This is a genomic window from Thomasclavelia sp., assembly GCF_047249845.1.
Classification (GTDB): Bacteria; Bacillota_I; Bacilli_A; order Erysipelotrichales; family Coprobacillaceae; genus Thomasclavelia.
The window spans coordinates 1-2,255 of record NZ_JBKTWO010000135.1; the positions used below are offsets into that span (position 1 = coordinate 1).

The window sequence follows — 2,255 nt, forward strand, 5'->3', positions numbered from 1 at the left end:
TTTAATAAAAGATTCTCTTGAAATTGAATAAGCTCTGTTTTATTCATATACGAATATAAGATGGAAGCGATTTTTGATAGCTCACTTGTATTTAAGAAGGAATCTAAACCTATGAAGGGTACAGAAGTAACATTTGGGTTTAAGGTACCACATATGAATAGAATTTCGTGACTGTTAAATATAAAGCTTTTATCGCCTTCATCAAGTAAGGTTTTGTAATCGTATGGAATAATATGAATACCAGTTTTTCTTGGTAGACTTTTCTTAAAGAGATCAACAAGTCTTTCGTTAATTATATTCCCGTTTTCGCTTGTAAATAAGACAGCTTTATCTCGCTTAGTATTTATGATAATTTTGTAATTTATTAAATGTTCATTACAAGACTCTTTCATAATATGTTCTAGCGAAACATTAGCAAGAATTTTTTGACCAATATTTATGGCTAATCCAGTTGATATATTATTTACAATACCAATATTTATATTATAAAGAGAATCGAGATTTTCACCTAAGTGTTCTAAAGATCCCATATCTACCATAAGAACAAGATTTCTCACATTTCGTTTTACATTCATCAATTTTTTTACCTTTTCAGCTACTTCTGGCATTTGCATCGTTAGAGGCATATCGCAGGATTCAAATAGGTGATAGCCTAATAAGCTATTTGTAGTAGCAGCAATTGAGGAAGCGCTGAGATAACCGTGTGCAATGATAATTCCACGTGTTTCTGTATTATGAATATTGTGATTATATACATGAATACTTAAGGTAATGATAATTTTCTCAAGATTACTCATCTTAAAATCTAATTTCAAGAAAGTTAAATTTGTAATTTCATCGGCGATGATGGCTTCTTTAGATAAGGTTTCACAGACAGTTTGATAAAATGATTCAATTAATTTAGCATTTTGTTCTTCAAATGACATAAATTTGGAATGCATTTGTAACCTTGTAAAGATTGAAGATGCTAATGCATGCTGAAATGTTGCTGGAAAGTATAAGTGATAGGTATCCTCAATTTCATTAACGATTGTGTTAGTCACATTTTCGATAGCCTTTATTCTTGAATTTGAATATTTATTATCAAACATTAAATATTCATAGTAATCACTTATTTTACGGAAACATTGAGATATAAAACCATTAAAACTTAAAGTGTTTTCAGAGAATGCAATATAAGTTTCAAGCATTGTATTAAAAAAGTTAAGTGTCTCATTGGTTTGAGTAGTATTAAAATCTTTATTTATACGAATCATGTTTGTTTCTTCATCTTTAATTGTATCTATCGTCCGGCTTGAAATTAGAAGATCAGGCAAGTTGTGAACAAAAACATTCATTTCTGTAGACGAATTGGGATTCATTTTAACGTAGGCATTAGCGACACTGAGTTGAATAGCATTTCTTAAGCCATTGATATTATCTATGAAGTTAAAGTTTATTAATAAGTTCAATACATGATTGCTTATTGAAATTTTATATTTAATTTTTTTCTCCTCTTCAGTGAAGAAGTATTGAATAAAATTTTTTTTCTCGTTTAATAAACGTTCATCAAGAGATGGTAAATTTAGAATGATAGGAATTCTTGCTGTTAATTTCTGGCGAATATTCTCATCTAGTCTAGTTGAACAAGTCAGTATGTATTGATGAGAAATTGCTGTTGTATGAAAAGCAGAACTTTTACCCTCAAGGATAGCTAAAATTTTTTCAATAGCCTCAGTTTCCAATAAATGTATATCATCAAATGTGATAATCAGTTTCCGTTTTTTTTCTTGTTCAATAATCTTATTTATTAATTTAATAAAATTAATAGAGTTGTTTTGATATCGCATGCAATTGACATAAATAATGTCTTCTCCTTTTTGGATGATTTTATTATTTAATGCGTATTCACTAATTAAGGAACTAATGAAAGTTTTGCCACTACCACTTTCACCAAAAATGAGAATAGGCAACCCATTAGAAGGATAGGTTACAGCTGTGATTGCTTGTTCAATACAATAAGAGAGGCTATTATCTTTTCCTATGGCTTTATTGAAGTCCGCATATTTTTCTTTTGCATTATTTAATACATTAAATATCTCTTCAATACTTAAATATTCCCATTTTAAGTCAACTAATTGGTATTTCATTGTCAGTGTTTCAAAATCTAGGAAATACACTGGACGTGTATTAATCTTGATCAATTTATATTCCTTATGAAGCTGGTTTAAATATTGACTGACTATGTTTCTGCTAAGCTTTAATTCATTGGCGAT

The 2,255-nt window shown here is 29.0% G+C and carries 1 protein-coding gene; it reads right to left on the bottom strand.

The features are described from left to right. Positions 1-2,129 (bottom strand): DnaA ATPase domain-containing protein (locus ACLR9T_RS14005; RefSeq protein ID WP_413110097.1); only part of this gene is annotated, 2,129 nt, incomplete at its 3' end. Positions 2,130-2,255 lie beyond the last annotated feature (126 nt).